The organism is Aeromonas sp. EERV15 (assembly GCF_900079845.1).
Lineage (GTDB): Bacteria > Pseudomonadota > Gammaproteobacteria > Enterobacterales > Aeromonadaceae > Aeromonas > Aeromonas sobria.
On the sequence record NZ_FKKY02000003.1, the window covers coordinates 246,078 to 253,725 of the forward strand.

Consider the following 7,648-nt stretch of genomic DNA (forward strand, 5'->3'; position numbering starts at 1 on the left):
CAATGGGGCCACGTTGTAGATCGCTATTTTACTCTCGTCAGGCGACTGACTCACGCTCGACCAGCTGGGCTTCAAACTTGAGCGTCAAGCCATCGACCGGCTTGTGGGCGAGCAGGCGCAGCGCCAGCTCTGCGGCGCAACTGCCCATCTCCTCGATGGGGTAACGCACAGTGGTGAGCTTGGGATAGATGTAACGGGCATAGGGAATATCGTCAAACCCGACCACAGAAATCTGCTGCGGGATCTTGTAACCGCGCTCCAGCAGGCAAGAGATAGCGCCGGCCACCATGCCATCGTTAAACCCGAGCACAGCGGTGAACTCAACCCCGCGGGCCAGCAGTTCACTCATCGCCACATAGCCACCGTTCTCATCGGCAAAAGCACGACTGATCAGGGTTGGGTCAACAGCGATGCCTGCGTTGGCCAAGGTCTGGGTATAACCGGCCATCCGCTGCTGACCATCGACAAACGCCTCGTCATCAGAAGTAATAAAGGCGATCTTGCGATGCCCGGCATCCAGCAAGTGCTGACAGGCGGTGGTGATACCGGCCTGGTTATCGAGCCAGACACAGCGCTCTTCAAAACCGGGGACCTGGCGGTTGATAAAGACGATGGGGGTTGAACCTGCGGCCAACTCGCGCAGCTCCTCGTCCGGAAGCGCCTTGCTGTGCAGGATCAAGGCATCACACTGACGTTGTAACAGTGCCTGAATGGCATGACGCTCACGGGCGATATCGTGGTTACCGGACATCACTATGGTGAACTTGTTGGCCTTGTCGACCATGGTTTCAATACCACGCATCATCTGGGCAAAGAAAGGGCCGCCACAGAGATCGCCAACCAACACGCCAATGCAGTTAGAGCGCTTACTCACCAGCGCCTGGGCAAAACTGTTGGGCCGAAAATTCAGTTCCTTCATGGCCGCCAATACGGCCTCACGCTTGTCTGGTGCTACCTGCGCCGTGCTGTTAATCACACGCGACACGGTGGAGATAGACACATTTGCCAGCTGAGAAACGTCTTTAATCGTTGCCACTATCCATTCCTTTATTGTGGGGGAACCTGTCGGTACCGACGCCCGAGTATACCCTGAGCCCTGGCACAATTACCTGCGCCAGGTCACTAGAGATGTTTCACTTGGTAACGCAATATTACCCCGAGGTCCCAGACATCAGCCTGGTGAAAACAACGGGGGCCATTGAGGACTACCCGGCTCAATAGGCGTGATTGAGCTCCCGCTCAGACATAAAGCGCAGCGGTTGCTGCAACTTGTGCTGATAAATGAGATCGAACGACAACACGTTCTGCACGTAGTTACGGGTCTCCTTGTAAGGGATACTCTCGACCCACACATCCATCGGCTTGTTGTCACTCTGGTCACGCCAGCGTTTTACTCTGCCCGGCCCGGCATTGTAGGCGGCGGCAGCGAGGATCCGGTTGCCATCGTAGACATCCAGCAACCGCTTGAGATAGGCGCTGCCAAGACGCACATTGAGCTCGGGATCAAACAGTTGCTGCTCATTGCGATAAGGTACCCCCAGCTTGCCTGCGGTCTCCTTTGCCGTTGCGGGCATCAGCTGCATCAGACCACGGGCCCCCACCGGCGATTGTGCCAGGGGATAAAGCGCACTCTCCTGACGGGAAATGGCGTATAACAAACTCATATTCACCGATCGCTCCCGCGCTATCTGGCTAAAGGTCTGTCGGTAAGGTTTGGGGAAACGCAGCTCGAGGGCGTCCCACGCCTCGGCACGGATGCTGGAGAGAATCGCCAGTTCATGCCAGCCCTGATTGAGGGCGATATGGCCAAATTCGATGCGCTGGGCCACCGGATTGCGATCCATATTGTGGATCCACTCCGAGCGTGCCGCCGTAATCTCGTTCATCGACAACAGCTCGCGTACCCGCAGTAAAAAGGGCCAACGCTGACTGGCGCTACGCCAATCAGGCACTTGCTTGGCGCTCTGGTTTTTCATGCGATAGGGTATACCGGTGCGCTGCGCCGCCATAAAACCATAGAAACCACGCAGGTTGGCGGTTTCGAGATAAAGGTCATGGGCCGGTTTTTTCTGCCCTTGCTCCTCCAGCGAGCGAGCCGCCCAATAACGCCAGCGATCCTCTTTCTGGCGGGCCATCGGCATCAATTTCACCCAACCGGACAGGCTACGCCAGTCTTGCTCCCAGATAGCCAACCGCGCCCGCAGCTCGGTGATATCGGGATCCGCCAGCTTTTTCACCGTGCTGTCGACCCAGCTGCGCTGGACAATGGCGCGATCCAGCAGCAGACGACGAGCAATGGCCCGCTCGATGGGCTTCTGCTCACTCTGGCTCAAGCCAAACTGGCTACGATACAACGCCAATTGCCGCAGCACCGATTCCGGCTGCTGATTGGCATAACGGGCCAAGCCCAGTGACAGCAACTTTTTAGAGTAAGGGTTAGTGCTGAAGTAAGCAGGGTTCATCGCCTTGGCTGGCTGTGCAAAGAGGGTCACCATCTGATCGCCATAGGGCTGCAATCCGCTCCCCAAGGTCGCGCCAAGGTGACTGATCAAATTAGGATTTTCTGCCTCGAACGCCAGCGTCATCCGTTGCCAGATCTTCTCCTGAGTACGCAGTCCTGCCTCTTGCCATAGCTGGAACAACGGGGAGCAGGCATCGGGACGTGACTGACCACTCATCCACAACTCACCCGCCCCCCGTAATGCCTCTTTTTTCTTGCCGGTGTAATAACCGGCTTGATAGTGCATGCACAGCAGGTCAGTGGAGCTCGGTTTGGCCGGATAGAAGCGCAAGAACTGCGACCACTGCTGGCTCTGGGCCAGATAGGTCAAATAGCTGCGCTCCAGCCGGTTCGATTGCGGTGTATCGCCGTGCTGACGAATAAAGCGGGTCACGTCGCTGTAATCGGCAGCACCCGGGCGAAAGGCAAGCTGATAGTAATCGAGATAGGGTAACAGGGGATAATGGGTCAAACGGGCACGAATTTGCTGAAAGCGGACCTGATCATTTGCCCGTACAGCCTCATGGGCCTGACGGTATAGGGTCTGGTCTGCAGTTTGTGCCATAAGATTCGGCACAAACAGTGCCGCTAACATAATTCCCCATACAGCTTTCACTGAGCATCTCCATTAAGGGCAATACACCGCCTATGTTGACGGTGGTTCTACTGCCTCTCATTCTACCCGTTGCCGGGCAGCGCTACAGCGGGGAGAAGGGACTATTTTTCTGCATCGCTCAGCTGTATTTCGCGCAATTGCTCCGGTCTGGTCAGCCGCTGTACATATTTCTCCAGATACGGCACTGGCAAAGGCTTGGAGGCGAGATAGCCCTGATAGAAATGACACCCTTGTGCCTTGAGAAACTCCAGCTGCTGGCGGGACTCGACCCCTTCCGCCGTGACGTTGAAGCCCATATGGCGAGCCATGGCGATCACCGCCTCGACAATCGCCATGTTGTCGCCATCTTTCGGGATGTCCTGAATAAAGGAGCGATCGATCTTGAGCTCGTCGGCGGGCAACCGCTTGAGGTAGCTCAGGGAGGAGTAACCGGCGCCAAAATCGTCGATGGCAAAGCTGATGCCTAACCCCTTGAGGTCAGTCATTTTGCTAATCGTATCTTCGGCGTGGCCGAGCACCACAGATTCAGTGATCTCCAGATTGAGGCAGGCCGGATCCATGCCGGTTTGCGCCAGCACATCGTGGATCCGCTCGACAAAATCGGTGGCGTGGAACTGCTTGGCACTGACATTGACCGAGATTTGCGGAATGTGGATGCCGTTTTCTTCCCACAGCACGTATTGGGCACACGCCTCGTGCAGCACCCAGTTACCAATGTCGACGATCAGATCCGTCTCCTCGGCAATGGGGATAAACTCGGCTGGCGAGACCAGCGCGCGTCCGGCTGGCTGCCAGCGGATCAACGCCTCGACACCAATGATGTCGCCCCCCTCCACCATATGCTGCGGTTGATAGTAAAGCGTCAGCTCCTGCTGACTGAGGGCATTGCGCAGCTCGTTGTGAATAAGCAAACGGCGATCCGCCTGTTGCTGCATCGACGCATCGAAGAAGCGGCGGGTCTTGCGGCCAGCGGATTTGGCCTGATACATGGCGGTATCCGCCTGCTTGAGCAGATCATCAACCCCCTGCTCCCGATCAGGGAACAGGGTAATACCGACGCTCGCGCCGATGTGCAGTACCTGCCCCACGTAGGTATAGGGGGCCGCAATTTCACTGATCAGCCGCTCGGCAATGATATCGGCCTGCATCTCGGCTTGCGGTGGGCTGGCCGACAGGGACGGCAGCAGCAGCACAAACTCGTCACCGCCGAGGCGCGCCAGACAATCCCCTTGCCGTACCAGTCGTTTGAGGCGAGTAGCCACCTCTTTGAGCAGCCAGTCGCCAGTGGCGTGACCGAGGGAGTCGTTGATGGTCTTGAAGTGATCCAGATCGATAAAAAGCAGCGCCCCAACCAAGCCATTGCGAGTCGCCTCATTGAAGGTCTGCAACAGGGTTTCGTGCAGCTGGCGGCGATTGGGTAGGCCGGTCAGCTCATCGTAATAGGCCAGATCCTGGATCCGTTTCTCGGCCGCCTTGCGCTCGGAAATATCCTCAAAACAGATGACGAAGTGGCTGATCACCCCTTTTTCATCCTGCACCGGCGTCACTATCTCCCACTGGGGATAAGTGTGACCATCGATGTGGCGACGCTGGGTCTCCCCCTGCCAGCGACTGAGGGTGTTGAGCTCGTAACCCAGCCCCCCGAGATTGGGCCAGAGATCCTCTTCCAGCTGCAAGCCCAGCACCGCCTGGCTGTCAAAGCCGGTGATCTGGCTAAAAGCATTGTTGACCCGCAGGATCTTGAACCCCGGATCGGTGATGATGATCCCTTCGTGAGTTTCAAAAGCCACGGCAGAAAGTCGCATTTGGGCATCAGATTGCAACCGTTCCAGCTCGGCCACCATCCGTACCGAGAAGGTATTGAGCACCGAGGTGAGGTTGCTGGTATCTGCCGGCGCCGAATAGAGCAGCGCCAGATGACCGAGCAACTGGCCTCTTGCATCAAACAGCGGCTGACCATAATAAGTCTGCCCGGCCGCCAGCCAGGGTTGATAGTCGTGCGACTCGTCGATCACCTCGAAACAGATGGCCCCTTGTTTGTAGAGCTCCTGACATGGGGAGTTCGCCAAGGGGTACTCCTTGAGCGCCAGTCCGTCGGCGGCCAGCACTCTGACCCGGTCAGCACCGCACAGCTCCCCCACCCAGACCGTATCCACCTTGAGGATATGAGCCAGTTGACTCACCAAGGTGCTGAAAAAATCGAGCCCGGTGCGGGCAGAGAGCGCCTGCGCCAGCTGGGTCAGCAGAGTGGTTTGCAGTAACGGCAGGGAGATATTGAGCGAGCTCGCCACGTTGTTGACTGAATCGAGGGGCGCCAACCAACCACAACACACCTGCTGATGGGGCACAAACTGGGCGCTCCAGAGCACATGATTGATAACACCCTTGCCATCGTTCAGATGACCGATAAATTGTTCCGGCAGATGTGACTCATGGAGCCGGGCGAGAAAGTCGGCAAAGCCAGCTTCATCTTCCGGTTGCAGGCGATCGGACCAGGGATGCTTCCCTTCCCCTTGCCACTGTTGGTAGGAACCCTGATCAGAAAGACTCCACTGATCCTGTTCCCGATTGAAAAACCACATGACCTGCGTGGCTTGCTGCTTCATTTACCACTCCAACCAGACAACCGACCACGTTTGATGTCCAGACAAGCGGGCACCGCAACTTCCCCAAAGCCATCATCAGACCAACGGTGAGCGGGGAAGAGTACAAACATGCGATATCAAGCAGTGGAAACCGGACATGAGGTCGACACGAAGTGCTGCCAAGAAGGGACAGAAACGATCCTATTCCCGTCATACTGCCTGCCAGTTTCATGCAGCTCAAGCTGTTTTTGGCACGAAACCGAGAAAGATCACAATTTATAAGTTACTGAATAGCAAAGGCAAAGCTTCGTGACGTAGATCACATTTTCATCTTTACCAATGAGTAATCTGAAGGTGAAGACACAAGCAAGACGACCCGAAGGGGGCCAATATGAAAATCGAAATCACCAGCAAAATCATCGACATTACCCCGGCTATCCGCGAGCGCATTGAATCACGTTTTGAAAAGCTCGAACGTCTTCAGGTACCTCTCATCACTCCCCATGTGATTGTTTCCAAAGAGCGCCTGATGTTCACTGTCGAAGCCAGTGCTGGCATCCCCAACGGCAAACTGTTTGCCCAGGCAGAGCATGAGGATCTCTACGCCGCTATCAATGAACTGGGACAAAAACTGGAGCGCCAGCTCAACCGTCATACCGCAAAACCGATTGCCCGTCGTGCCAACGCCGGACTGAAGGATCAGCCGCAAACGGATGAAGCTGACGCGTAACAAGGCGGCACTCAAGAGCAAAGGACAGCGTGCAAAAAGGCGGGATATCCCGCCTTTTTTGTTGCCCGTGATTGACCTAATCTGTGGCGCCCACGTCAATGCGCCCACCATCAACCGAGCCAGTGCAGACGGGTATCTAGCCCCTGCTGCAAGCGCTCAAGGATCGGTAGCATGACCAGCGGATCCTCTTGGCGCGGCACCACCGCCAGAGCGCCTTGCAGCCGCTCCCGCGCCAGCGGTGACAGGTTGTCATAGACTGCCTCATCAAATAACGGCGGTTTCGTAATCAGGGCTGGTCTTTGCAGTGCTAGCCAGAGCCGCACATCCATCATGCTCCCCCCCTGCTGTAGCCGCTCATTGATGGCGCTGCAATCGGTCTCCTGACCATCAGCAACCAGCACAGCACTCGGCCTCAGCTCAAAGTGTGCGCGCCAGTCACGGTCATCGACACGGGCTGTCGGCTTGGTATCGAACCAGGGTTGCTCCTCCACTGCGTCGGTAAGCAGGGCCAGATGCAGCCGAAAATCCGCCCGGTCGCCATGTTGCAGGTCACGGTTAAGCCGTTGCCCCAACTGCCCCTCATCGACGAGTAAGTGATCACGAATTGAACTGGGCAGCATGAGATAACTCTCAAAAATGACGATTTCATTGGTTATCGGCCATAAATCCAATTCTTTTAATAGAAAAATTTTGCTTGGGGGTTCCCAAAAGCGGAAGATCTGTTAGTATGCGCCTCGCACTTGTGGAGGGGTTCCCGAGTGGCCAAAGGGATCAGACTGTAAATCTGACGGCTCTGCCTTCGAAGGTTCGAATCCTTCTCCCTCCACCATTTCAAGTGCGACAATATGTAAGTAATACCCCGTGGAGGGGTTCCCGAGCGGCCAAAGGGATCAGACTGTAAATCTGACGGCTCTGCCTTCGAAGGTTCGAATCCTTCTCCCTCCACCATCATTTAGAAAACCCGGCCTGGCGCCGGGTTTTCGCATTTCTGGGCCTCCCAATCCGCCATCCCTCTACACTGCCAACCTTTATCGCCGTTTGCCTGCTGCCGAGCGCGCAATAAAAAACGGGAGGCATGCGCCTAATGCCAGTCAGTTAAGCCTGACTGGCATTGTTTTTATTGGTTTTTTTAACTCCATACTTCTGTGGTCTCGGCTTCACGCAGCGGGGATAACTTCGCTCCCTTCGGGCCGGTAATACAAACTGCCCTGCCTGTT

5 protein-coding genes and 2 tRNA genes are annotated in these 7,648 nt (G+C 56.1%); 3 read left to right on the forward strand and 4 right to left on the reverse strand.

The window, feature by feature from the left end:
* Positions 1–37 precede the first annotated feature (37 nt).
* From BN4575_RS04285 to BN4575_RS04295, 3 genes are all read right to left on the reverse strand, one after another.
* On the reverse strand, positions 38–1,036 hold the full coding sequence (locus tag BN4575_RS04285; protein ID WP_068977279.1) for a LacI family DNA-binding transcriptional regulator: 999 nt from the start codon (positions 1,034–1,036) through the stop codon (positions 38–40).
* A gap of 178 nt (positions 1,037–1,214) precedes the next feature.
* Positions 1,215–3,116 (reverse strand): transglycosylase SLT domain-containing protein, encoded by a 1,902-nt coding sequence (locus BN4575_RS04290; RefSeq protein WP_068977280.1) that lies wholly within the window; start codon positions 3,114–3,116, stop codon positions 1,215–1,217.
* Positions 3,117–3,217: 101 nt separating this feature from the next.
* Complete coding sequence (locus tag BN4575_RS04295) at positions 3,218–5,722, reverse strand: putative bifunctional diguanylate cyclase/phosphodiesterase (protein ID WP_068977281.1); 2,505 nt, start codon at positions 5,720–5,722, stop codon at positions 3,218–3,220.
* A 370-nt stretch (positions 5,723–6,092) separates the two neighbouring features.
* Between BN4575_RS04295 and raiA the strand changes: the two genes are divergently transcribed.
* Entirely contained in the window at positions 6,093–6,431 is a 339-nt protein-coding gene (gene raiA, locus BN4575_RS04300) for a ribosome hibernation-promoting factor, HPF/YfiA family (protein WP_042021257.1), read from the forward strand.
* Positions 6,432–6,541: 110 nt separating this feature from the next.
* Here the strand turns inward: raiA and BN4575_RS04305 are convergent, their stop codons facing one another.
* Positions 6,542–7,051 (reverse strand): VC2046/SO_2500 family protein, encoded by a 510-nt coding sequence (locus BN4575_RS04305; RefSeq protein WP_068977282.1) that lies wholly within the window; start codon positions 7,049–7,051, stop codon positions 6,542–6,544.
* A gap of 124 nt (positions 7,052–7,175) precedes the next feature.
* On the opposite strand from BN4575_RS04305, the gene BN4575_RS04310 reads away from it, so the two are divergent.
* A tRNA-Tyr gene (locus tag BN4575_RS04310) sits at positions 7,176–7,260 on the forward strand.
* A 34-nt stretch (positions 7,261–7,294) separates the two neighbouring features.
* Positions 7,295–7,379 (forward strand) — tRNA-Tyr (locus BN4575_RS04315).
* Positions 7,380–7,648 lie beyond the last annotated feature (269 nt).

What these genes read in the sequence shown, in the direction of transcription:
- BN4575_RS04295 (WP_068977281.1), bottom strand. Translation starts at nt 5,722, where the DNA reads ATGAAGCAGCAAGCCACGCAGGTCATGTGGTTTTTCAATCGGGAACAG.
- raiA (WP_042021257.1), top strand. Translation starts at nt 6,093, where the DNA reads ATGAAAATCGAAATCACCAGCAAAATCATCGACATTACCCCGGCTATC.
- BN4575_RS04305 (WP_068977282.1), bottom strand. Translation starts at nt 7,051, where the DNA reads ATGCTGCCCAGTTCAATTCGTGATCACTTACTCGTCGATGAGGGGCAG.